A 20,446-nucleotide genomic window follows, 5' to 3' on the forward strand; every position below is an offset into this window, starting at 1 on the left:
CCCGGAGATGACGGCCCCCGCCGACCAGGGCCTGGCCGCCGTCGCACTCGCAGAACTGACCCGGCAGCACCTCGCCTCAGCCCAGCAAGCCGCACGGGCAGCCGACGACGCACACCGGCAGGTCGAGCAGGTGCGGGGCCAGCGGTGACCACGGCCGACGAGCAGGCGCAGGCCGCAGCCGACTGGCTCAACCCGACACCCGTCCGCGAAGAGGACGACCCCGAGGCCGCAACCCCCGCCGAAATGGATCAGCGCGTCCACGACGCCCGCACCACCTAACCCCCCAGCCCCTGGGTCGGCGGTGACGACCCCCACCCGCCGGCCCAGGCCACCAGCACTGGCACCCCACCGACACCCCAAGGAGAACCCGTGAGCAAGAAGTCCGATGCCCTGGCCGCCGTCACCGCCGAAGCCGAGGGGGCCGTTGCGCTCGACGTCTTCTACGGCGAGGACTCCCTGCAGTCCCGTGTCGGCCGTCGTGACGCCGGTAACGCCGTCACGAACGCCCGCAACGCCGGCGCCACCGACGACGAGATCCGCCAGGCCGCCCGGCAGGCGTTCCGCAAGGGCTGACCGTAGCCCCGACCGCCCGGACCCCGCGCCCGGACGGTCAGGAGATCAGTCGGACGACCCAACCCGGAAGGACCCCGTGAATCCGCTGAAGACCATCGCCGCTGTCCGTGAGCTGCGGGCGGCCGACCGCGCGCTGGAAGCCCTCGATGACGAGTGTGACCAGACCCCCGGCTGGTATGCCGCCAATCGGCGCGTCGATCAGGCCGACCGTAACCCGTACCTGCCGCAGTCCATGCGTGACCCCCGCGACCGCTGACCGTAGCCCAGGCTGCCCGTCCCGCACGGGCCGCCCGGAGATCGGCCAGACCACCACCACTCACCGACTTGGAGTTGCTGTGAACCGATTCCGTGAATCCGCCGCGTACCGGCGGCTCGTCGAAGCCACGCCCGGCATTGACGTGCTCGACGACGTGCTCGCCGTCGCTAAGGCCCGCCGCATCGACCGGCGGGAACGGCGCGAGGCCGACCGTGCCGCCTTCCGTGCCGCCCGCCGTACCTCCTGACCTCACCCCCCGACCCTTGGAGTTGCTGTGAAGACCGTGCTCGACTTTGTCGCCCCGGCCACTGGGGCGAGGCGTGGCGCCCGGCGGGATGCCGCGAAGTTCGCCCTGGGCGTGAAGCCGGGCGTGACCTACTTCAGCGTCGTCAACTGCCATGGCCGGTACCCGGGGGCGCCCCGGCAGATGCTCCTGGAGTGGGTGTTCACCGCGCGTGGCCCGTGGCTCTGGCAGAACGCCCGTTGCGGGCATCTGACGGCTGAGGGCGCGTGGCTGGGGTACGGGCCGTTGCACGAGCGCCGGCCCGCCGGGATCATGACGCACGCCGAGTTCCGCCGCCGCCCCGGAGTAGCCGGCCCGGACGCCGTCGAAGCCCTCGCCCGCGACCTCACCCCGGCGGGGGTGTGACATGACCTGGACGATCAGCCACGGCCGCCCGAACCCCGGCGGCATGTACGACGGGTACCACTCCCGCAGCTACGGCGAGGTCGGGGAGTGGCGGGACGCCCTGCTGTCGCTGCCCCTGTCGGCCCGGGACGCGGCGATCCTGCGGCCCCTGACGCAGCGGCGGAATGGTGACCCGTTCACCGTCGAGCCGCGCCGGGCGGCCGCGATTGCAGGCATCCTGCGGCAGAACCTGGGGCGGATGCCCCGTGGGCTGCGGGAGATGACGGAGACCCTGGCGGATGCGGCGGAGCGCGCTTCGGCGGCCAACCAGCCGTGGCGGTGGTCGTGATGACCATCGACATGGCGGTCTTCGAGCGGGAGCTGGTCGACCTCGGCCCCGGCCTGGCGGACGAGGTCGAGGCGTGGTTGCACGACCCGGGCCGGACCGCGCACCGCCTGGTGACCGTGCCGACCGCTGCACTGGTCGAGCAGGCCCTCAGCGGGCAGCCGGCCGCGACGGACACCCCGGTCCTGCCGGGTGGCATGTGGCGGGTCCTGCCCGACCGGCTGCTGGCCCTGCATCCGGGCCGGCGTGCGGACCGTCTGGAGCGGCTGCGTATCCCCGTCGCCCAGCACCTGGAGTTGACCGCCCACGTGCTCACCGAGTGGGGGTGGGCTCAGCCCGGCCGCCACAACCGCACGGTCACCGGCGGCAGGTGCCCCCGCGGCGCCCAGTACGCGCTCTACCGGCTCGGGTACGGCACCGAGCACACCCTCTTTGAGGGCGGGCGCCGCATCCAGGGCGAACTCGCCCGGCGCGGCGTCACCGCCCCGTACTGGGAGTGGAACGACTGGGCCACCACCAGCCGCCAGCAGGTCATCAGCGTCGTCTGTGAAGCCGCGAAGGGAGCCTGACATGCGCCACTGGAACAAGGCCCGCACCGTGGGCGACCTCGGGAACCTGATGGCCGACTGGCTGGAGGGCCGCATCCCCAAGCGGCCCGGCTACTTCGGGGGCGACACCGACCCGGAGACCCAGGCGCTCCTGCCGACGCTGATCGCCTGCAACCGGGCGGGGTTCGTCACTGAGGGCTCACAGCCAGGCCAGGACGGTCCGGCGTTCGATGGGCGTCGCTGGGTGCAGCGGGCCGCCGTAAACGGCTGGGTCGCCGACGACGCCCTTTATCAGCGGCTCGTGTCCGGCGCCCGCCGGTCGGGCCTGACCGTCGCCGACGGTCGGGCCATGACCATCACCGAGTGGGACGGTCGCCCGCACACCTCGTGCGGGGGGCGGATCTCCCAGCGGGACCTGCGCACCATCTGGGACGGCATCTCCCGGGAGGCGTTCCGCGCGGTTGGGCAGGCCCACGAGGTGGCGATCATCGACCCGCAGTGGGGGTCGTCCGATCGACTGTGGCGGATGCTCCGCCAGGCGGTGACGTGATGCCGACCGTACTGGTCGCCCGGCCCATCCGTGGTTGGCGGCGAATCCCGCTGGTTGCGCTGCTGCTGGCCGCCCAGGTCACGGTCGGGCTGATCGTCCTGGCCCTCCGTACCGTGCGGGTCGCCGTAACCCTCGCCGTCACCACAGCGGGCGCGGTCGAGCACCAGTTGGCCGCCCGCACCGGGCGCCCCGCCCTCTCCCAGACCAGCATCGCCGCAATCGCCAGCGCGTTCGTCACCGAGTTCCGTGCCGCCTACCACCAGCCCACCCGATAGGAGACCGGCCCCATGCGCGAGTTCTACACCACCACCATCAACGGCCAGATCCTCCACGGCACCACAGTCCTCAAGTGCCCGCGCGACCAGGCCGAGACCGGCCTCACCGTGTCCGGCTACGTCGGCCAGGGTGCGCGCATCACCTGCCCGTGCGGCCAGCAGTTCGAGCCCCCGCCCCCGTTCGACCCGGTGCACCTGCTCCGGATCATCGCCACCGACCCCCGCCGCGAGTTCAACCTCAGCTGCGGCGAACTGCCCAACTAGCCCACTCCCTGACCTGCGAAGGAGACCCCACCGTGACCGGCCAGCCCCTCAACGGGACCACCATGAACGGCACCAAGCCCCGCGTGCCCCTGTTCGAGGGCTGGCAGCCGATACACCTTGGCGGCATCCCCGCCCAGCCCGAGCCCGAGCCCGAGCCGATCGTCGAACCCGTGACCGAGCCCCGTTTCGACCCCGTCGCGCTCGCCGAAGCCGACCGCATCCGCCGACTTGCCGACGCTGAGGCCGAGGCGGTCCGCACCCGAGCCGTCGAGGACGCGGAGAAGCAGCGGATCGCCAATGAGCGCGCCGCCATGCGCCTGGATAAGGAGCGCGCCGACCACGTAGCGCACCTCGCGAAGAAGGCCGCCGAAACCGCCAAGGCCAACGCCGAGGAGGACAAGGCCAACGCCGCAGCCGAGGACGAGGCGGCCCGCGACGCAGCCCGAGACGCCGAGCAGCAGCGCTCCGAGTCCCTGTGGAAGTGGGGCGCCCGCGGCATCTACGCGGTTGGCCTCGCCATCGCCGCCCCCGTGCAGTTCGTCGACTTCTGGGACCCGCACCGGAAGTTCCTCCTCGCCGCACCCGCCCTCCTGGAAGGGTTCGCGCTCGTCCTCGCGGCCGGCGCCGCGTGGGCGGTCGCTCACCGCCGGGACGTCCTGCCGTACCGCATCGGCATCATGATCGGCGCTCTCATCGCGGCGACCATCAACCTGCGCGGCGGCCTCACCAACCCCGCCCTCGGGCTCAACGCCGGCCTCATCGGCGCCATCGCCTCCCTCGGCGGCCCGATCATCCTCATGGCCTACGAACACGGCATCGCCCAGAAGACCGACGGGATCCCGTCCCGCCGGGACCGTCGCGCAGAGCGGAAGCGGAAGGCCGCCGAGGAGGCCGCGCGGGACAAGGCGCGGGCCGACCGGAAGGCCGCCGAAGACAAGGCGGCGGCGGACAAGAAGGCCCGCGACGACGCCGCCGAAGCCGAGCAGAAGCGCCGGGACGACGACCGGCAGCAGCAGCACAAAGACGTGTGGAAGTGGGCCGAAGCGATGCGTTCGGCGCGCGGCCTGGCCACCGTCACCGAGCAACTGTGGGCGGACGCCTGGTATCGCGCCACCGGCTCGAAGACCGTCGGTGTGACGCCCGAGATGGAAGCCGAAAGCAGGGTCGCACACGACCGAATGAAGGTCGCCCTTGGTGGATCATCCGCGCACGTCGAATCCCATCGACCCTCTACCGCCACGAAGGACCCTGACGCCCCTGACGGCCGCCGCTTCAACGGGGGAACGCCGCCCACTCGCCGCCCGGGAGACAGCGCCTCCCCGCACCCCATCGCACGCACGCAGGCCCGCCTGGAACGGACCGCCGACACCCCCCGAGAGGACTCCTGAGATGGCCATCACCCAGATGCCCGACGCTGCGGTCGAGGCCGTCACCGACGCCCCGCCGATGCCCGCGCAGAGCCCCTACGCCGGCCCCGACTACGCGCCCGGCAAGACCGCGCCGACCCGCACCGGGGGCGCCGCCATGGTCGTCGCACGGGCCACCGGGCGCGGCCTTGGCGGAGGAGCCCGCTGGGTCGTCAACGGGGTTGTGCACAGCGGCCGCCAGTGGGTCGACCTCTATCACGACGACTACCCGCACATGATCGGCCTCGCGAAGGAGGAGCTGAAGGCAGCCAAAGGCACCCCCAGTGCCGCAGAGGCCAAAGCCACCGTGAAGCAGTGGCGCCGCGACCACAAACGGCACCGCCTCCAGCACCTCGGCCGAACCAGCATCGGCACCCTCACCACAGGCGGCACCCTCGCCGTGGGCGGCCTCGTCATCGGCGGCTGGCTCGACCTGCTCCTCGCCGGCTTCGGCATCGGTGCCGCCGCCTGGCACGGGCAGCGAGGCACAGGGGCTACGGCGATCGAAGCGGCACCCGAGCGGGAGGCGATCGAGCCGGGGGCCGTGCTGGACAACGACGGGCCGCCGTTCCCCCTGTCGCAGGCACACGACGCCGAGCAGGTCCGCGTCTGCGTGTGGCGGGCGCTCAAAACCGAGGGCGTGCCGGTCGCCGAGGTGTACGACATCGTCCGCCAGCAGTGGGGTTGGCAGTGCGTCGTCCGAGTCTCGGAGGGCACCCCCGAGACGATCATCTCCAAGGCCGGCGCACTGGAGACCCGGTTCGACCTGCCCACGAACGGCGTGCGGACTCAGCCGATGGTCGAGCGCCGAGCCTGCGCGGTTGTGCGGCTCGTCTCTGGCGATCCGTTCGCGTCCGCCCCAAGCCTCCCGTACCGGGCGCCGCTGTCCCTGTCGATCCTCGACAAGGCCCGCTATGGCACCTCGGTCGGCGGCGACCCGCTGGACATGTCCTTCGCCGGCGTGATGGGCCTGGTCGTCGCGGCGTCCGGTGGCGGCAAGACCGGCATCCTGCAGGCGATCGGCGAGATCACCACCGCCTGCCGGGACAACATCACCATCGACATCGACCCGCACGGCGACGGACTGGAAGACCTGCACGACGCCGTGCGGCTCACCGCCCGCACGACCGAGCAGATCGAGGCGGTGCTGCTGTTCCTGCTGATGCTGTCCAAGGGCCGGGCCCGCCTGCGGAAGAAGCTCGGCATGGGCCGCAAGTGGCAGGTCAGCCCGGAGCGCCCGCACTTCACCGTCCCGTTCGACGAGTTCCCGAAGGCGTCGAAGCTGGCGAAGAAGCTGGCGTTCGAACTGCTGCTTGTCGGCCGCAAGGAGGCCGTCACCGAGATCCTCGCCGCACAGGGCGGCACGACCCTGTACCTCGGGGAGAACATCGCCCAGATGATCGCCTTCAAGGCTGTCGGCCCGTGCAAGGTCGGCGACACCCGCGCCGTATTTGGTGACGGGGCCGTCTCCGAGGGGTGGCTGCCACACAAGCTCAGCCCCGCAACGGACACCGACCCGAAGGACGCCGGGCACCTCTTCGTGCAGGGCGTGCCGGGTCGGGCCGACGAGCCGATCGAGTACAAGGTCCACGAAATCCCGTCCGCAACCCTGAGGAAGCTCGCCACCGAGCGCAGGGAGGCGGGCCTGGTCGAGCCGGACCAGGAGAGCCTCGACGCAATGCGCGAGGTCGACCTCCCCGACTACGTACTGCCCGAGTACGACGCGGAGGGCAACCTGAAGAAGGAGGCCCCGGTGCAGCTCCTCACCTGGGACCAGTTGCTGCGGCTGTGTGACGCGGAGCCGGCCTTCGATGCGGCGCCGGGACTTGCCCGGACGGTCCTCGCGGATGCGGTCGACCTGATGGACAAGTTCGGCGTGGACCGGATGCGCACGGAGACGCTGACCGCCGCGCTCGTCGACCACGACCCCGGCGTCTACGGGGAGATGACGGCCGACGAGCTGAAGGCGTACCTCGCCGAAGCGGGCGTCGGGAAGCCGGTGACGCTCGGGCAGATCGACGGGATGAGCAACCCGCGGGGGTTCAAGCGGGATCAGCTCGCCGCCGCCATGTGACCCAATATGTCCTGCTCATCCACCTGCGCAGCCCTGCTCACCGGCACATTTCCGCAGGTCAGGGCTGCTCAGGGTAGTGCTCAGGCCCCGCTCAACACTGCTCGCCGAGCAGGGCCTGAGCAGGAACTCCGGCCCTCTGACCTGCACCGATGCGCACTGAGCGGCGCTTGAGCAGGGGTGCAAATCAGGATCAACCGCACACCTCGACGGCGCCGAACCCAAGCCGCCGAGCCGAGCAATGACACGCCTCAACCACCCATAACAAGGAGATCGTCCGTGATCAAGCGCGAGATCGTCAGCAAGCAGTACCAGCACAACGGCGGCACCGCACGCGTCGAACAGGACGCCGGAGGCCACCACTACGTCACCTGCTCCGGATGCCGCACCGACCAGTTCGCCCCCGGCATGGCCCCCGCCCTCGCCAACCTGGTCGCCGAACACGGCAACCAGTCCAACCCCCGCTAAGCCATGTTCGCCGCCACGTTCATCCTTCTCTACACCGCCCACCTGGTCGCCGACTACGTCCTGCAAACCGATCATCAGGCCGCCCACAAGGCCGACCGGTCAGTGGCCGGCTGGCGGGCCAACCTGGCTCACGCCGGCACCCACGTGATCGTGTGCGCAGCCGCACTCGCGGCCAGCGCCGCACTCCTCGGCGAACTGCACCCGGACACGTGGCGGGCGGCCACTGCGGTCGCCTGGATCGGAGCCAGCCACGCCGCCATCGACCGCCGCCGCGCCATCGCCTGGTGGATGATCCACGCCCGACAGCGCGATTTCCGCGAGCGCGGCGGTGCTGCCCACGTCGACCAGACCGCCCACATCGCGGCCCTCGTCATCGCCGCACTGATCATCGCCGCGGCCTGAACCCGGACCATCCCACAAAGACGAAAGGACCGTCATGCCCTACAACCCTGGTGACCGAGTCACCATCACCAACCCCCACCCCGAGAACGCCAAGTACCGCGGCAAGACCGGCACGATCGACCGGATCGGCCTCGATGGCATGTACGAACTCCGCGGCATCGACCGGCCCATCCGCGAGAAGCTCCTCGGCGTCATCGCCTGCACCGCCGACGAACTGACCGGGGCGTGACCGTGCCCCTCCGCGACCACGCCGGCCACCAGATCACCTACGAGGACCAAGGCCGCCCCGTCGGCGCCACCGACCCCCACCACGACACCGTCACCTGCCACACCTGCGGCGTCCGCATCCCCGAAGAGGAGAACTGATGCTTCCGGCCGGAACCCACGTCACCGTCCGCTCCGTCGGCCATCTGCCGAACCCCGGCAAGCACCAGAAGCTCATCGGCCGACAGGGCGTCGTCGGCGATCACGAGAACAGCCTCAACATCGTCACCGCGCTCGGGTCCACTATCGGCGGGTACTACGCCTTCCCCGACAACGCCCTCACCGCCACCGGGCACGGCACCCCACCCGCCATGCCGCGCCGGTACCGGGTCCGCGGCTACCACGCCGAGGACTGACCGTGCCGATCACGTTCCGCAAGTCGTTCCGCATCTTCCCCGGCGTGCGCGTCAACATCGGCCGCCGCTCCAGGTCGATCACGATCGGCCCGAAGTGGTTCAAGAAGACGTTCTCCAGCACCGGCCGCACCACCACATCCGCCGACCTCCCCGGGCCGTTCGGATGGCGCACCAGCCGACGCCGCAGAGACTGAGCGCGGCGCCCGCGACTCGCCACGCCGACCGCTCACGCCTGTACTACAACCTTGACTACAGTGGCACCTCTGCCAGGGAAAGGACCCACCACGATGCGACCGGCACGGTTCCAGGAGTTCGCGATCACCGCCTTCCAGCGCGGCAGCGAGGTCGCCGCCGTCGAACCCTGGCAGGACGGCACCCGGCGGCCCTACGGCGTGCAGGTGAAGTTCAACACGGGCGCAACATTCCGGGTTTCGATCACCGCGGTGACACCCCCCGGGGAGTCCTTCAAGGTGTCGGAGGTGCCCGTCGAGGCGGCACCCCCGAGCGAGGTACCCGTCCCGGACCTGTACGACGCCGGCAAGATCACATCGCAGCGGGCCGAGCTGTACCTGGCCGCACTGCTGAACAACACGGGCAGCCCGGAGATCGCCGACACGTTCGCGTACTCCGACCGGGACACCCCGCCCATGAACCCTGGCCTCGGCGTGAACTTCCACAATGGCGGCAAAGCGCACATGTTGATCTCCACCTGAGAGCAAACTGGTGGACCCGCACGATCCCCATCGAGCGAGAGGTCCCCACCATGAGATTCGACCCCAGCCAGTTACAGGCCGCGTGCCCGGTGTGCGGTGTGTACACCTCGGCGCCCGCCGGTCAGCCGACACCCCCGCACCAGCCGAACGCCGACCAGACAAAGGGCATGTGCCAAGGCAACGGGCAGCCCGCCATCTAGGACAGCGCAAAGAATCCCCCGCCCTCCCGAAGGAGAGCGGGGGATTCGTGGTCTGCGGGCTCAGACGCCGATGTCGTGCAGGAACGGTTTTGCATCATCCGGGACGAACGGTGGCGCCGGCGGCTCCAACCCCTGCGCCCGCGTGAAGATCACTAGGGTCCGCACCCACCCCGACAGGTACCCGATCGCCGACGTCTGCCCCGCGATCTGCGTATCCTGCCGACCGATACGGCCCTCCAAGCGCTCAATGTCCTTATCGAGGCGCTCGGTGACCGTCGTGAAATCGTCCCGCTTCTCCTGCCGCGGAGTCCGCCTCGCCGCGCGCCCGACACCCACGGTCCCCGCTGCGGTGACCGCTGCGACCACGACGCTCGTCCACTGACTCATTGCTTTCTCCGTACTCGCGGCGCGTTCTCTTCCCACGTGGCCCCCACCGCTGGGACCCCTGCAAGCGCCAGGAAGATCAGCGCGGAGACCCAGCCGCGCGGATTCTCACCCTGCGGCCACCACGACACGAAGAAACTCAGCGACCACGGCAACCACACCAGCACCAACGCGGAGAACCCTGGCCAGTCCCGCCCCTGCCCCAACGGAGAACACAGCACCGCAATAGCCCCCGCCGCCGCCAGCGTCACACCCCACCCGTGCAGGTCCATCAAGCCCAGCAAGAGCCGCAACCCCGGCGGGTGCGGAACCGGCGGTGTCGTGATGAGGCTGATCCCATACCCGAGGGCGATCGTGCCCAGCAGAACAAGCAATGCGCCGCGGTGGCCCACCTGGCGGGCGACACGGCGGGCCACCGCCCGCACGTCAGCCGGCCTTCACCGCGGAGCGCTGCTCCAGGGGCACGCTCGCCACCGGGGCGGTGACCTGGGTGCGGGTGAACAGGGCGATGCCCGCAGCAACGAGGGCCATGACCCAGCCCTGCCGGGTGGTGTCCCAGTCCAGACCCAGACCCACAACCAGGGCCATGCCCGCGGTAGCCAGCTGCATCAGGGCGGCACCCAGGGCGCCGTTCTTCAGGACCACAGCGGAGACGATGCCGACGACCGCGGCGGCGATCGCGTTGACCGCGGTCTGCACGCCCGGGCTGACGTCGATACCGAACGCGAACAGGGACTGCACGGCGGCCGCGATGAAGCCCAGGATCAGCGCCGGTTCTCTGCCGAAAATCTTCATGGGGGTGTTCCGTTTCTGCTGGTTGGGTTACGCGGTGGGCTGGGTGACGTCGACGGTCACGTGGACGGTGGCGTCGGCGATGGCCTGCTGGACGGCGGCCACGAGGGTCGCGGTGTCGACGTCGTCGTGGATGTTCCCGACGGCCTTCGCGAGGGTTGCCACGGTCGCGTTCAGTGCGGCCACCGTCGTGTTGAGCGCCTTCACGCCGCTGGCTGCCGCGCCGCTGCTGGCCTCCGCGTTGACCAGGCGCTGCCTCAGGTCCGGGCCCTTCGGCTCCAGGTCGGGGTTCTTGAACGTGGCGACCGCGCGAGCGATCTTGAGCGCGTCGTCGTTGCTGACGGTCATGTCGTCCTCCTGAGTCGGGAGCTTGCCGGGCATCCACTGCCCGTAGTCCGTCGCGTAGGCGGTGTCCTTGTCGCAGACCACGCCGTTGATGCGGACCGTGGACGCGTACTGGCGGATCACCGCCCGCGTGTCCCAGCGGCCCTGCGACCAGGCCACCGTCTGCCACGCCCACTTCGCGTAACCGTGATCGAGCAGCGCCTTGACGACCTTGTAGCCGCCATACACACCCGTCCGCGCCAGACCGATCACGCTGGCCACACCCTGGAAATACGCGATGACCACACCCGGGTCCGCGTCCCAGTCGACGGCGAAGAAAATCGGGCGGCCCGACGGCTGACCACACGCCGTGGCCTGCGCCGCCGCGTCCTTCGCGTCCGCGATACCCGCAGCACGACCCGCGCCGGCGCGGTTCGCAGTCGTCTCCCAGACGACCACGCACCACACACCGTGCGCCGCAAGATCCGCGGCCTCCGTGGCGTTCAGATTCTTGCTGGCGTTGTGCGACAGGTACCGGGCCGCAAACTTCATGCCCGCCGCAGCCAAGGCCGCGCCGCCAGGACGACCGCTGGAATAGTCCACACCGTCCAAGTCCACGACGGTCGTCATGCCCTCACCCATCTTCCGACCCTGACGAACCCGTGATCGCCGCAACTGCACAGCAGCGACGGAGAGAACGACGGCGGATCGAACGACTCGACCTGCCACATCGGCTTCCCCGGCTCGATTCGACGCGCCACCTCCCCATCGAAGGTGATGCCGCCCATACACTCCTCGCCCGCCGGGGTGAGGTGCCGGACCATCGCGGCGTACCGCTCCACATCCGGGATGCCGTCGTACTGCGGGTTCAGGTCCCGATCCGGGAACCACCCGGCGAACCGAATCGCGTGGTCATCGCCCAGGTCGATCCACTCGCTGCCCATCAACACTCCTCTCGGCGCCACTGCCGCTTCTCGCGGACACGCTGCGTCCTCTTGTCCACGCCGCTGTCCGGACAGTCCAGACCAGCCGTACCCCGGCGGCAGCACGGGCAGAACGACGGGTACACCCGGGAGAGCATGCGAGCCATCACAGCCCTTTCGCGGTCAGCCACGATCGGGCTGCGGTGGCCATCGCCGCGTCCACCTGATTCGGTGTCGGGGTCGGCGGGTTCGGTGAGGGCGCCGGCGTGGTGAGCGGCACGAACAGGGTGGCGTCGCCCTGTTCGTCGAGGAGCCGCCCGAAGTCGTCGAAGGAGAACGCGAAGCACCCTGCGACACCGAAGCTGACACCCCAGGAGTTGCGGGCCATCACGATGCGCTGTTCGGCGTTGATGCCGTAGAGCAGGAATTCGTGTCCGCCCCGCACGGACCCGCTGATCTTCGCGAGGCCGTTCGCGTCCGGGTTGTCGAAGCCCTCGTACCAGTTCACACCGACAATCAGCGGCGACGCGGTGAGCGCCTTGAGGGCGGTGTCGAGGGTGAAGGCGTGCTGGTAGCCGGAGATGAGCCCAGCCTTCTGTGCCGCCTTGGCTACGGCCAGACCGGTGGATCCGGTGTCGGTGGGCGGGTAGTTGCCGCGAACGTTGTCCAGGGCGGTGGCCGCCGAATACAGGGCCACGGCCTGCTTCTCGTCGACCGCGGGGTCACCGGTGGGGCGGGCGGTGACGCTGTCGGGGATGGAGAAGTACACGGGGTCGGTCCCCGCGAAGGCCTCCGCGGCGTTGCCGGTGCAGCTGCCGAGGTCGCCCTGGTCGAGGACGGGGATGCACACCTGGTGCACGGCGGAGGTGTAGGTGGACGGCACGAGGTCTTCGGAGATCGCGTAGTCGCGGGACCGGGAGTCGTGTTCGACGTGGCGTCCGAGGCGCTGGGGCCCGATGTCCGAGCTGTACTCGGGGATGTGGCGGGTGACGATCACGGCTGGCATGCGGGTTCTCCCTGCCTTCGAGGCGCCTTACCTCTGAATCGTAGCTTTAGCCAGACCTTCTGCCTACGAATCCAAAGTAACGGCTACGCTATGCCTTGGGTCGTCCGGACTCTGACCCGGCGGCGGACCCTGCCATGCGGGTCTCGGTCCGCCGCCCCAACCCGCAACCACCGCCCGCATGCGGAGGCACCACATGAGCAACCCGCCCACGTACCGAGCACTCTCGGAACAGGCCCTCAGCAAGACCGCCGCGATCATGCAGGACTTCCCGGAGCAGGGACTTCCCCTGAAGGCGGCATCGGCACGCTTCGAGCAAGCCCAGGTCATCGCCACCGTCGCAGTCGCACAGGCGCTGTTGGACATCGGCGATGTCCTCCGCGAGGGGTTCACCCGAACCGCCTTCGACGTGGAGGTGGACTGACATGGCCCGCCTGCGGATCCTCGAACTCCCCGAAGGGGCCAGCGACGAACGCCCGCCGTTCGCCATCGTGATCGACGAGATCGGCGAGGGCGCCGAAGCCGACTATCTGCGCGGCGACCTCGCCGAGACGGATGTCGCAGCCGACCGAATCGGGGCACGCTGCATCCTCGGGTTCACAGGCACCATCGATATCCCCGAGGCGGACCACCCCGTCCGCATGGTGTCCGTCGAGACGCCAGCGGACAACCCGGAGGATCCCTTCGATCCTCGCGTCCCCGAGACGATCGACACCGTTCGCGACCTACTCGGTATCGACATGACCCAAGGACCCTCCGATATCACCGGGGTCCTCCTCACAGCGTGCGGCCAGTTGGCCAACTCTGAGGCCGCACGAGACCACCTACGGCAGGAGACGGAGAACCTGCGCGGGCGGTCTGAGGCGCTGGAGCAGCGCCTCCGCGAGGTCCAGGCCGCATACCGGGACGCCCTCGGGCTCGACAACGACGAGGCCATCGACTCCCTCGCAGCAGCCCGGGACATGCGCCGCGATCTCGCCGACGCCCGATCGTGGGCGCGGCACGGCTACGAGATCGGGCAGCGTCACTGCGGATGGTCGGACCACGGCGTCGCACCCGCGTGGCTCACCGGAGGCTGGCCGCCGCACATCGACTCCTGCGAACACGCAACGCGGGCAGCTGGGTACGACACCACGCTGAGTCAGGTACGGACGCTCGCCTCAAAGCGTCTCGACGAAGACGAGTGCAGCCCGCAAGAACGGAGCGGCTACCACGACGCGATGCGCATGGTTCTCGCCCTGATGGACGACAACTACGACGGGCGCACCGTGGAGCCCGACGGGGAGGACGAATGACCGCCGACCCGTCCACCTGGGACCAGGAGCGGGACAGAATCCACGACGCGGTCGCCGGCGCCGTCCACGACCTCCGCGGCGACATGCTGCTGTCCACCGTCGTCGTCGGCGTCACCGTCAACTCGGACGGCGAGAAGTTGCTGTCCTGTTGGACCAGCCCCGACCTGCGGCAATGGGAAACCATCGGCCTCCTCGAATACCTGCGCATGCACCACGCCGGGAACCTCGCCGAACGCCACCCCGGACCCGGGGACGACGAATGAACGCGCGCCACCTCGTGATCAGCATCCGCAGGACCGATCGCCGACTCCCAAGGATCTCCTGCTGGATTGAACGGCACGGAGGCCTCGAAGTCGCCCTCGAACGAGTGCAGGCGCTGATCACAGACATCGAGGCCGACGCCACTCAGGTCCCCGAGACCGAGGGCCGCAACCTGCTGATCATCTCCCAGCGCCTCCGGGAGATCGTTACCGAGCCTGCCGACCAGGAAGGGCGGCCCGCATGAGTGCCGTGACGCCCGAACCCGTCCTCGACCTCTATGGGGTTCTCGCCGACCGATCCGGCTGCGGACAGATCCGCATCATGACCCCCCTCACCGCACTCCGTGACCACGGCTACCGGGCCGGCTGGGCAGACGGAATCCTCAAAGAAGGCCCGCTCCCCGCGAAGGCGTTCATCGGGCAGCGCATGTGCCAGCCCGCCATCAGTGCACGGTGGCAGCAGCTCGCCCGCAGCAGCAACCGGCCGAAGCTCGTCTTCGAGACGGACGACGACCTGTTCAACATCGACTGGAAGAGCCCCAGTGCCCACAAGTGGTTTAGTCAGGCCGACGTGCAGGCGAACCTGCGGGCCAACATCGCCGCCTCTGACGCCGTGACCGTCTCGACCGAGCCCCTCGCGGAATCCCTCCGCGACCTCAACCCGAACATCCACATCATCCCGAATTACCTGCCCGCGTGGCTGCTCGACCACCAGCGCCCCCGACGTGACGGGAAGATCGTCCTCGGCTGGGGCGGCAGCTTCACCCACGGCGCCGACTGGGACGAATGCGGCCAGCAGATCCGCCGCTTCCTCGAACGAGCACCCAGCAACGTCGAATTCCACGGCATCGGCAACGACTACGCGCGGGAGCAGAAGTTCCCTGCCGACCGGTGCCGCTTCACCCCATGGGTGGCCGATGTCCCCACGTTCTGGCGGACGATCGACTACGACATCGCCGTGATCCCGCTGATCCCGAGCGTCTTCAATCGCTCCAAGTCGCACGTGAAGTTCCTGGAGTGTGCCCTCCTCGGGATCCCCACCGTCGCCTCCGATGTCGGCCCCTACGCCGCGGCGATTGAGCACGGCAAGACCGGGTTCCTGGTTCGCCGGCCGCACGAGTGGGCCCGCTATCTACGGGACCTGGTCAACGACCGGGCCATGCGGGAAGAGATCGGCGCCAACGCCAAGGAGTGGGCGCGCGGCCACACGATCGAAGGCAACATCGACGCCTGGAAGAAGGCCCTCCTATGACCCGCCTGTTCCTCACCGGGGCCTCCGGGTTCGTCGGTGCCCACGTCCTACGCCGCATCCTCGAAGACACCGACTGGTCCGTGGCCTGCCCCGTGTCGCTACGACACCACGGCAACACCGACCGCATCACCCCGCTCCTCGCGAACCCAGAGTGGGCGGGCCGGGTCGACGTGTTCCTGTGCGACCTGGCCTGCGGCATCCCCGACACCCTCGCCGACCGCATCGGCCCCGTCGACTACATCCTCAACCTCGCCTCCAACAGCGGCGTCGAGGAGTCCATCGCCGACCCCAGCGGGTTCGTCCGCAACAACATCGAGGTCATGGGCAACGTCCTGGACTTCGCCCGCAAGGTGCAGCCGCGCGTGATGCTGCAGATGGGCACCGATGAGGAGTACGGTCCGGCGCCCGTCGGGTATGCGCACCGGGAGTGGGACCCGATCCTCCCTTCCAACCCGTATGCAGCCAGCAAGGCGGCGCAGTCGGCACTGGCCACGTCGGCGTGGCGCACGTTCGGCCTGCCGGTGATCCTCACCCGGACTATGAACCTGATCGGCCCGGGGCAGTCCGGGGAGAAACTGGTCCCCACGGTGATCCGGAAGGTGCTGGCCGGCGACACCGTGCCCATCTACGCGTCCCCCGATGGGGTTCCGGGGCAGCGGCATTGGATCGACGCCCGCGAGTTCGGGGACGCCTGGCTGCATCTCCTCCGGGAGGCCACCCCGCAGGTGTACCCGGAGCACGACCGGCCGTCACTGTGGCACATCGTTGGAGTCGAACGGTCCAACCTGGAGTTGGCGCAGACCATCGCCGACCTGATCGGGAAGCCCCTCCACTACAAGCTGGTGTCGTTCCACGCGGCTCGACCGGGTCACGACCTTCGCTACGCGCTCGACGGGTCCAAGCTGGCCGGCGCCGGGTGGAAGCCCCAACGGTCCCTGCGGGAAACCCTCGCCGACACGGTCGCCTGGTACCTGGACAACCCCGCCTGGTTGACCACGGGGGTGACGGCATGAGGGGCGTCATCCTCGCCGGCGGGCGCGGCACCCGGCTGGGTGACGCCACGCGGGTGGTGAACAAGCACCTTCTGCCCGTGTACGACCAGCCGATGGTCTACAGGCCGATTGCGACGCTGCGCGCCATGGGCTGCGACGACATCCTCATCGTCACCGGCGGGGAGAACGTCGGCGGGTTCGCCGAACTGTTGGGGTCGGGGTTCACGTACCGGGTGCAGGACCGGCCGGACGGCATCGCAGGGGCGCTGGCCTGCGCGGAGGGCTACGTCGACGGGCTGTTCCCGGTGATCCTCGGGGACAACTACATCGCGGGGCCGCCGCCCATGCCCGAGGGTCCGACCCTGTTCACGGCCCGCTGCGAGCACCCGGAGGCATTCGGGGTGTACGACCCCACGGCGCATCGGGTGGTGGAGAAGCCTGCGGTGCCCCCGTCGGACCAGGCGGTGATCGGCCTGTACGTGTACGACACCCGGGTCTTCGACGTGATCCGCAGCCTCGTCCCGTCCGAACGGGGCGAACTGGAGATCACCGATGTCAACAACTGGTACTTGGACAACGTCGGGATGACCGTGCAACCGCTGCCCGGCCGGTGGCTGGACATGGGCACCCCCGACGCTCTCCTGGATGCCGCGCTCTACGCCAAGGAGAACCACGCATGCTGACTGTCCTTGTGCCGACCCGTGGCCGGCCCGACAACCTGGCCGCCCTGTGGCAGGTGTTCACGGAGACGTGCGTCGGCGACACGATGCTCCTTGCCTGCGCGGATGAGGATGACCCGCAGCTTCCGGTGTACCGGAAGGTCTACGAGGCTGCCGAGCGTAAGCGGCTGGACGACGAGGTCGAGGACGTCGACCTGCTGACCGCCAGGCCGTCGCGGAGGTTCCTCAAGCGAGGCCCGCGCCTCGGTCTGGTTGTAGGCCCGCGCCTCCGGCTCGGGGGCACCCTCAACGCGGTGGCGCCGGTCTTCGCCCGGCAGTCCGAGTTCCTGGCGTTCATGGGCGACGACCATCGGCCGCGGACCTACGCCTGGGATGCCGCCTACCGTGAGGCACTGGCCGCACTGGGTACGGGCCTGGTGTACGGCAACGACCTGATCCAGGGTGCGAACCTGCCGACACAGGTGGCGATGACCTCGGACATCGTGCTGGCCACCGGGCACATGGTGCCGCCGGGCGCGGTTCATCTATTCCTGGACAATGCGTGGCTGGCTCTCGGTCGGGCGTTGGACGCAATTACGTACCTGCCGGATGTGGTGGTCGAGCACGTCCACCCGATCGCGGGCAAGGCTGCCTGGGATGCGGGCTACGCGGAGTGCAACACCGACGCCCTCATGGACGCCGACCGTCAGGTGTTCGAGCGCTGGCAGGCGGAGACGCTGCCCACCTGGGTCCGGCAGATCAAGGAGTACCGCCGTGGCTGACACCGACGATGAAGTTCAGGACTGTCGTTCGGAAGAGGGTCAGACGACCGGCCTGATCGACTCTCTCCTATTCATCTCCCGGGAGGTCGCGACAAGGGACCTGAGCCCGGAGAGGGTGCAGGCCGCACTGGAGGATCTGTTGGAAGATCCCGCCTTTCAAAAGGTCCTAGATGCGCACCCTCGTGGGGCGACGACCGCATCGGGGGCTGATCGTGGCTGAGCATCGTTTCTTCCCGGAAGGCACCGTCCCGCACGTGTCCACTCCGGAGTTCCACGCCCACCGGGAGCGCGCCCCGCACCTGGAGCAGGAGGTGCACCAAGGGCGTCTCCACAAAGCGTTCGAGTTCGTGATCCAGGCAGCCCAGGAGCAGGCGGCCCGCATCGACCGTGACCCGACGTCTCTGTCCGATCGGGACGTCACCCTGTCCGACCTCGGCTGCGGCGACGGCGGGCTGCTGTCCCTGCTGCGCGGGGTGGTCGGGCTCGACTCGTGGGGCTACGACTTCCAGCCCAGCAACGCGGCCGGCTGGGCTGAGCGGGGCGTTGAGGCGCAGGAGACGGACGTCTTCGGCATGTACAGAGACCTGCTCAACATCGGCGACATCAGCGTCACGACGGAGGTTCTGGAGCATCTCGCGATGCCACACCAGGTTGTTCGCTGGATCGGCACCCGCTCCCGCTACCTGGTCGCGTCGTCCCCGTGGAACGAGACCCCGGAGTCCCACGACGAGTGCCACGCATGGGGCTGGGATCAGGACGGGTATCGGGCGCTGATCGAGCAGGGCGGGTTCACCGTGGTCCGACACGAGACCGTCGGGCAGTTCCAGGTCGTACTCGGGGAGCGGCTCCACGACGAGCTTCCCGCCGTCCTGTCTCCCGCCCGCCGCATCACTGACCCGGATGAGGCTGAGGCGTTGGGCCTGACCGCCGATGCCAAGCGCATGAGGAGGCGTTCGTGAGAGTCCTCCTGACCGGCGCGTCCGGGTTCGTTGGCAGACGCCTGCATTGCGCCCTCGAAGACCGCGACTACGCCATCACGGCCATCGACCTCCAGCCGTTCAGCGGCGTGGAAGTTCAGGACGCCCTCGACTTCTTCCGCATCGACGACACTCGGTACGACCTGGCGATCCACTGTGCCGCGATCGTCGGCGGCCGGGCCAGCATCGACGGATCCCCGCTCGGTGTGGGCACGAATCTGGCGCTCGACTCCTGGTACATGCGGTGGCTGGTCCGCTCGGGCACCCCGCGCGCTGTGTACTTCTCGTCGTCGGCGGCGTATCCGGTGGAGCTCCAGCAGCCTGGGCCGATCCGCCGGCTGCGCGAGGCGGACATCGACCTGGATAACCCGCGTCCGGCAGACGCCACCTACGGTCTCGCGAAGCTGACCGGGGAGAACCTGGCCCGGTACGCGGAGGCGGAGGGCTGCCGCATCCTGATCCCCCGCCCGTTCTCCGGGTACGGCGCCGACCAGGACGACTGCTACCCGTTCCCTGCGTTCATCGGCAGGGCGGCCCGGTGGGAGGACGCCTTCCATATCTGGGGAGACGGGTCTTCCACTCGGGACTGGATTCACATCGACGACCTGGTTGGCGCCACCCTGGCCGGGCTGGACCAAGGCGTGAGCGGGGCGGTCAACTTCGGCTGGGGGCGAGCGACGTCCTTCGATGATCTGGCGACGGCGGTGACCACGGCCGCCGGATACAAGCCGTTCTTCCAGCACGTGAAGGATGCCCCGCAGGGCGTCCACCACCGGGTGTGCGACCCGACGCGGATGCTCTCCTTCTACCAGCCCCGCGTGAGCCTCGAAGAGGGCATTCAGCGGGCACTCAAGGCGGCGTCGTGACCGGCCCGGAGCACCTACTGGAGGGCAAGCGGCTGCTGGCCAAAGCAGCGGTGGTCGGTGAGGCAACCCCGGCAGGGCAGGCCGTCGCCACGGCGGCGACCGGGCACCTCCTCGCCGCGCTCACCACGGCGTTCGCCGCCGCACACCTCCCCGACCGGACCAGTTGGCAGAAGGCAGGAGACGCATGAGCCAGGACATCGTGGACTTCCTCCGCGCTCGGTACGCCGAAACGAGGCGCCGCGAGATGGCAAAGATCAGCATCCGCATGGACGGCGTCCCCCGGAACGAGATCGTCAGCGGTGACGGCGAGGGCGCCTACGTCCTCCTCGGCGAAGGAAACAGTCCCCACCGCCCGCGAGTGAGCCTCGCCGACTTCAACGAGCGATGGGGCGAATCCGCCGCCGACCCCTTCGTTCTCGCCGACCTCGACGCGAAGGAACAGATCCTCCGGGAGCTGCCGGGCCTTGAGTGGCACGAGCCGTGCGCGTCGCTGGCGTGGCTCGTCCTCGCCCTCCTAGCCCAGCCCTACGTTGCCCACCCGGACTACCGCGAGGAGTGGAGGCCATGACCATGCTCTCGCGACTCCTCTACCGCCTTCGCGTCCATCACCGCTCGGA

39 protein-coding genes are annotated in these 20,446 nt (G+C 69.4%); 33 read left to right on the plus strand and 6 right to left on the minus strand.

Translation table 11 applies throughout. From position 1 onward, the window contains the following. The first annotated feature begins 7 nt into the window (after positions 1-7). The 20 genes from OG900_33160 to OG900_33255 all read left to right on the plus strand — a co-directional run bounded on the left by OG900_33160 (position 8) and on the right by OG900_33255 (position 9,120). Positions 8-148, plus strand: a complete 141-nt coding sequence (locus OG900_33160) for a hypothetical protein (GenBank protein WUH94514.1) — start codon at positions 8-10, stop codon at positions 146-148. Continuing rightward, positions 145-279, plus strand: coding sequence for a hypothetical protein (locus OG900_33165; protein WUH94515.1), 135 nt, complete (start codon positions 145-147; stop codon positions 277-279). The genes OG900_33160 and OG900_33165 overlap by 4 nt, the downstream gene beginning before the upstream one ends. Positions 280-369: 90 nt before the next feature. After that, complete coding sequence (locus OG900_33170) at positions 370-573, plus strand: hypothetical protein (protein ID WUH94516.1); 204 nt, start codon at positions 370-372, stop codon at positions 571-573. Positions 574-649: 76 nt separating this feature from the next. After that, complete coding sequence (locus OG900_33175; protein WUH94517.1) at positions 650-829, plus strand: hypothetical protein; 180 nt, start codon at positions 650-652, stop codon at positions 827-829. 79 nt (positions 830-908) lie between these two features. Continuing rightward, on the plus strand, positions 909-1,076 hold the full coding sequence (locus tag OG900_33180; protein WUH94518.1) for a hypothetical protein: 168 nt from the start codon (positions 909-911) through the stop codon (positions 1,074-1,076). A gap of 27 nt (positions 1,077-1,103) precedes the next feature. Beyond that, positions 1,104-1,478, plus strand: coding sequence for a hypothetical protein (locus OG900_33185; protein ID WUH94519.1), 375 nt, complete (start codon positions 1,104-1,106; stop codon positions 1,476-1,478). Between the two features lies 1 nt (position 1,479). Then, positions 1,480-1,806: a hypothetical protein gene (locus tag OG900_33190; GenBank protein ID WUH94520.1), complete on the plus strand. Its 327-nt coding sequence runs from the start codon at positions 1,480-1,482 to the stop codon at positions 1,804-1,806. After that, positions 1,806-2,372 (plus strand): hypothetical protein, encoded by a 567-nt coding sequence (locus OG900_33195; GenBank protein ID WUH94521.1) that lies wholly within the window; start codon positions 1,806-1,808, stop codon positions 2,370-2,372. Before OG900_33190 ends, OG900_33195 begins: the two co-directional genes overlap by 1 nt. A 1-nt stretch (position 2,373) precedes the next feature. Beyond that, entirely contained in the window at positions 2,374-2,901 is a 528-nt protein-coding gene (locus tag OG900_33200) for a hypothetical protein (GenBank protein WUH94522.1), read from the plus strand. Next, a complete protein-coding gene (locus tag OG900_33205) occupies positions 2,901-3,176 on the plus strand; it encodes a hypothetical protein (protein WUH94523.1) in 276 nt (91 codons plus the stop codon). The genes OG900_33200 and OG900_33205 overlap by 1 nt, the downstream gene beginning before the upstream one ends. A 12-nt stretch (positions 3,177-3,188) precedes the next feature. After that, the gene (locus tag OG900_33210; GenBank protein WUH94524.1) at positions 3,189-3,440 is read left to right on the plus strand and encodes a hypothetical protein; all 252 of its coding nucleotides are present in this window, start codon (positions 3,189-3,191) and stop codon (positions 3,438-3,440) included. A 32-nt stretch (positions 3,441-3,472) separates the two neighbouring features. Next, a complete protein-coding gene (locus tag OG900_33215) occupies positions 3,473-4,828 on the plus strand; it encodes a hypothetical protein (GenBank protein ID WUH94525.1) in 1,356 nt (451 codons plus the stop codon). 1 nt (position 4,829) lies between these two features. After that, positions 4,830-6,920: a DUF3631 domain-containing protein gene (locus OG900_33220; GenBank protein WUH94526.1), complete on the plus strand. Its 2,091-nt coding sequence runs from the start codon at positions 4,830-4,832 to the stop codon at positions 6,918-6,920. Positions 6,921-7,196: 276 nt separating this feature from the next. Next, positions 7,197-7,385 carry a hypothetical protein gene (locus tag OG900_33225; GenBank protein ID WUH94527.1) on the plus strand — a complete coding sequence of 63 codons (189 nt, stop codon included), beginning with the start codon at positions 7,197-7,199 and terminating at the stop codon, positions 7,383-7,385. A 3-nt stretch (positions 7,386-7,388) separates the two neighbouring features. Beyond that, positions 7,389-7,787 carry a DUF3307 domain-containing protein gene (locus OG900_33230; GenBank protein ID WUH94528.1) on the plus strand — a complete coding sequence of 133 codons (399 nt, stop codon included), beginning with the start codon at positions 7,389-7,391 and terminating at the stop codon, positions 7,785-7,787. Positions 7,788-7,821: 34 nt separating this feature from the next. Then, a complete protein-coding gene (locus OG900_33235; protein WUH94529.1) occupies positions 7,822-8,016 on the plus strand; it encodes a hypothetical protein in 195 nt (64 codons plus the stop codon). Next, positions 8,013-8,153 carry a hypothetical protein gene (locus OG900_33240; protein ID WUH94530.1) on the plus strand — a complete coding sequence of 47 codons (141 nt, stop codon included), beginning with the start codon at positions 8,013-8,015 and terminating at the stop codon, positions 8,151-8,153. The genes OG900_33235 and OG900_33240 overlap by 4 nt, the downstream gene beginning before the upstream one ends. Beyond that, a complete protein-coding gene (locus OG900_33245; protein WUH94531.1) occupies positions 8,153-8,407 on the plus strand; it encodes a hypothetical protein in 255 nt (84 codons plus the stop codon). The genes OG900_33240 and OG900_33245 overlap by 1 nt, the downstream gene beginning before the upstream one ends. Positions 8,408-8,409: 2 nt before the next feature. Next, a complete protein-coding gene (locus OG900_33250) occupies positions 8,410-8,601 on the plus strand; it encodes a DUF4236 domain-containing protein (GenBank protein ID WUH94532.1) in 192 nt (63 codons plus the stop codon). A gap of 93 nt (positions 8,602-8,694) precedes the next feature. Further along, positions 8,695-9,120, plus strand: coding sequence for a hypothetical protein (locus tag OG900_33255; protein WUH94533.1), 426 nt, complete (start codon positions 8,695-8,697; stop codon positions 9,118-9,120). 260 nt (positions 9,121-9,380) lie between these two features. Here OG900_33255 and OG900_33260 read toward each other — a convergent pair whose 3' ends face one another. The 6 genes from OG900_33260 to OG900_33285 all read right to left on the minus strand — a co-directional run bounded on the left by OG900_33260 (position 9,381) and on the right by OG900_33285 (position 12,749). Then, positions 9,381-9,707 (minus strand): hypothetical protein, encoded by a 327-nt coding sequence (locus OG900_33260; protein ID WUH94534.1) that lies wholly within the window; start codon positions 9,705-9,707, stop codon positions 9,381-9,383. After that, a complete protein-coding gene (locus tag OG900_33265) occupies positions 9,704-10,120 on the minus strand; it encodes a hypothetical protein (protein ID WUH94535.1) in 417 nt (138 codons plus the stop codon). Before OG900_33265 ends, OG900_33260 begins: the two co-directional genes overlap by 4 nt. A 10-nt stretch (positions 10,121-10,130) precedes the next feature. After that, complete coding sequence (locus OG900_33270) at positions 10,131-10,499, minus strand: hypothetical protein (GenBank protein ID WUH94536.1); 369 nt, start codon at positions 10,497-10,499, stop codon at positions 10,131-10,133. A 27-nt stretch (positions 10,500-10,526) separates the two neighbouring features. Continuing rightward, a complete protein-coding gene (locus OG900_33275; GenBank protein WUH94537.1) occupies positions 10,527-11,450 on the minus strand; it encodes a DUF1906 domain-containing protein in 924 nt (307 codons plus the stop codon). Next, positions 11,447-11,764, minus strand: coding sequence for a hypothetical protein (locus OG900_33280; GenBank protein WUH94538.1), 318 nt, complete (start codon positions 11,762-11,764; stop codon positions 11,447-11,449). Before OG900_33280 ends, OG900_33275 begins: the two co-directional genes overlap by 4 nt. A 145-nt stretch (positions 11,765-11,909) precedes the next feature. Then, on the minus strand, positions 11,910-12,749 hold the full coding sequence (locus OG900_33285) for a hypothetical protein (GenBank protein WUH94539.1): 840 nt from the start codon (positions 12,747-12,749) through the stop codon (positions 11,910-11,912). A gap of 193 nt (positions 12,750-12,942) precedes the next feature. Here OG900_33285 and OG900_33290 point away from each other — a divergent pair, with 193 nt between their 5' ends. From OG900_33290 to OG900_33350, 13 genes are read left to right on the plus strand one after another with little or no spacing between them, the layout of a single operon-like run. Continuing rightward, positions 12,943-13,170 (plus strand): hypothetical protein, encoded by a 228-nt coding sequence (locus tag OG900_33290; protein ID WUH94540.1) that lies wholly within the window; start codon positions 12,943-12,945, stop codon positions 13,168-13,170. A 1-nt stretch (position 13,171) separates the two neighbouring features. Next, a complete protein-coding gene (locus OG900_33295) occupies positions 13,172-14,041 on the plus strand; it encodes a hypothetical protein (GenBank protein ID WUH94541.1) in 870 nt (289 codons plus the stop codon). Continuing rightward, the gene (locus OG900_33300) at positions 14,038-14,304 is read left to right on the plus strand and encodes a hypothetical protein (protein ID WUH94542.1); all 267 of its coding nucleotides are present in this window, start codon (positions 14,038-14,040) and stop codon (positions 14,302-14,304) included. Before OG900_33295 ends, OG900_33300 begins: the two co-directional genes overlap by 4 nt. Further along, the gene (locus OG900_33305) at positions 14,301-14,546 is read left to right on the plus strand and encodes a hypothetical protein (GenBank protein WUH94543.1); all 246 of its coding nucleotides are present in this window, start codon (positions 14,301-14,303) and stop codon (positions 14,544-14,546) included. The genes OG900_33300 and OG900_33305 overlap by 4 nt, the downstream gene beginning before the upstream one ends. Next, positions 14,543-15,553 carry a glycosyltransferase gene (locus OG900_33310; protein ID WUH94544.1) on the plus strand — a complete coding sequence of 337 codons (1,011 nt, stop codon included), beginning with the start codon at positions 14,543-14,545 and terminating at the stop codon, positions 15,551-15,553. Before OG900_33305 ends, OG900_33310 begins: the two co-directional genes overlap by 4 nt. After that, positions 15,550-16,566 carry an NAD-dependent epimerase/dehydratase family protein gene (locus OG900_33315; GenBank protein ID WUH94545.1) on the plus strand — a complete coding sequence of 339 codons (1,017 nt, stop codon included), beginning with the start codon at positions 15,550-15,552 and terminating at the stop codon, positions 16,564-16,566. Before OG900_33310 ends, OG900_33315 begins: the two co-directional genes overlap by 4 nt. Beyond that, positions 16,563-17,228, plus strand: a complete 666-nt coding sequence (locus OG900_33320; GenBank protein WUH94546.1) for a sugar phosphate nucleotidyltransferase — start codon at positions 16,563-16,565, stop codon at positions 17,226-17,228. The genes OG900_33315 and OG900_33320 overlap by 4 nt, the downstream gene beginning before the upstream one ends. After that, complete coding sequence (locus tag OG900_33325; protein WUH94547.1) at positions 17,222-17,986, plus strand: hypothetical protein; 765 nt, start codon at positions 17,222-17,224, stop codon at positions 17,984-17,986. Before OG900_33320 ends, OG900_33325 begins: the two co-directional genes overlap by 7 nt. Continuing rightward, on the plus strand, positions 17,979-18,206 hold the full coding sequence (locus OG900_33330) for a hypothetical protein (protein ID WUH94548.1): 228 nt from the start codon (positions 17,979-17,981) through the stop codon (positions 18,204-18,206). Before OG900_33325 ends, OG900_33330 begins: the two co-directional genes overlap by 8 nt. Continuing rightward, positions 18,199-18,945 carry a class I SAM-dependent methyltransferase gene (locus tag OG900_33335; protein WUH94549.1) on the plus strand — a complete coding sequence of 249 codons (747 nt, stop codon included), beginning with the start codon at positions 18,199-18,201 and terminating at the stop codon, positions 18,943-18,945. The genes OG900_33330 and OG900_33335 overlap by 8 nt, the downstream gene beginning before the upstream one ends. After that, a complete protein-coding gene (locus OG900_33340; GenBank protein ID WUH94550.1) occupies positions 18,942-19,829 on the plus strand; it encodes an NAD(P)-dependent oxidoreductase in 888 nt (295 codons plus the stop codon). The genes OG900_33335 and OG900_33340 overlap by 4 nt, the downstream gene beginning before the upstream one ends. Next, the gene (locus OG900_33345; GenBank protein WUH94551.1) at positions 19,826-20,017 is read left to right on the plus strand and encodes a hypothetical protein; all 192 of its coding nucleotides are present in this window, start codon (positions 19,826-19,828) and stop codon (positions 20,015-20,017) included. Before OG900_33340 ends, OG900_33345 begins: the two co-directional genes overlap by 4 nt. Beyond that, on the plus strand, positions 20,014-20,397 hold the full coding sequence (locus OG900_33350; protein ID WUH94552.1) for a DUF6221 family protein: 384 nt from the start codon (positions 20,014-20,016) through the stop codon (positions 20,395-20,397). The genes OG900_33345 and OG900_33350 overlap by 4 nt, the downstream gene beginning before the upstream one ends. Positions 20,398-20,446: the final 49 nt, after the last annotated feature.

The sequence above is a fragment of the Streptomyces sp. NBC_00433 genome, assembly GCA_036015235.1.
GTDB lineage: Bacteria > Actinomycetota > Actinomycetes > Streptomycetales > Streptomycetaceae > Actinacidiphila.